This is a genomic window from Pseudomonas sp. IT-P74, assembly GCF_949768175.1.
Taxonomy (GTDB): domain Bacteria; phylum Pseudomonadota; class Gammaproteobacteria; order Pseudomonadales; family Pseudomonadaceae; genus Aquipseudomonas.
Map to the genome: position 1 here is coordinate 1 of NZ_CATKQD010000040.1, position 876 is coordinate 876.

An 876-nucleotide genomic window follows, 5' to 3' on the forward strand; every position below is an offset into this window, starting at 1 on the left:
GGTTCTTCACGGATTACCGGGAAAGACGCTCTTGATCTTCATGAAAAAGAATTCGCTGTCCCGGTAACCGTACGCCATCCGCTTGATGACCTTTATTCGATTGTTGATGCCTTCCAACTGGCCCGTATGCATCGGCCAGCGAACCCGGCTGACGATGCCCCGCCAGTAACCCTTCAGTCGTTTGGCAAACTGGATCAGAGGCGGTATTTCGCTTTCATGCGCATGGCGCAGCCATTGCTGCCAGGCTGATCGCCAGCCCCAGGCGGTGCTCGGTGTCCAAAGCGTTTTGAGTTCAGCCTTCATCAAATAGACCGTCATCAACGCTTGGTTGGCCGCCAGCAGATCCTCCAAACGCACCTGTTGCTCCGGCGTTTTCAGGTTCTGCGGGTTGCGCAGCAACAGCCATCGCGCTTGCTTGATGACCTTTCGGGCAGGCTTGTCATGACGTAGCCGATTAGCTTCATCGACGCGGACTCGATCAATCACCTCTCGGCCATATTTGGCCACCACATGGAAGAGGTCGTAGACCACGCGCGCTTTTGGGCAGTGCTGACGAACCTCCAGGTCAAAAGCGGTGTTCATGTCCATCGCCACCGCTTCGATGCGCGCGCAACCCTCTGGGCCTAGCTCTTCGAAGAATGGCCTGATCGCCGCACGGCTGCGACCTTCGCCAATCCACAGCACTCGCCGGGTATCGGCGTCCAGCACGACGCTGGCGTAACGATGACCTTTGAACAGCGCGAATTCGTCCATCACCAGGCGCCGTGGCTGCGCCTTCGGCAAAACACTCAAGGCCGCTTGCAAGGCTCGACGCTCCAGCAACCGCACGCTGCCCCAATGCAGCCCGAACAGTTGAGCCACGTGTTTTGTGGGCAG

The 876-nt window shown here is 58.2% G+C and carries 1 protein-coding gene; it reads right to left on the reverse strand.

The genetic code is table 11. The features are described 5' to 3' along the window. Window positions 1-6: 6 nt before the first annotated feature. Window positions 7-876: ISL3 family transposase (locus ACM6J5_RS18480; protein ID WP_414929108.1), on the reverse strand; the 870-nt coding region annotated here is incomplete at its 5' end.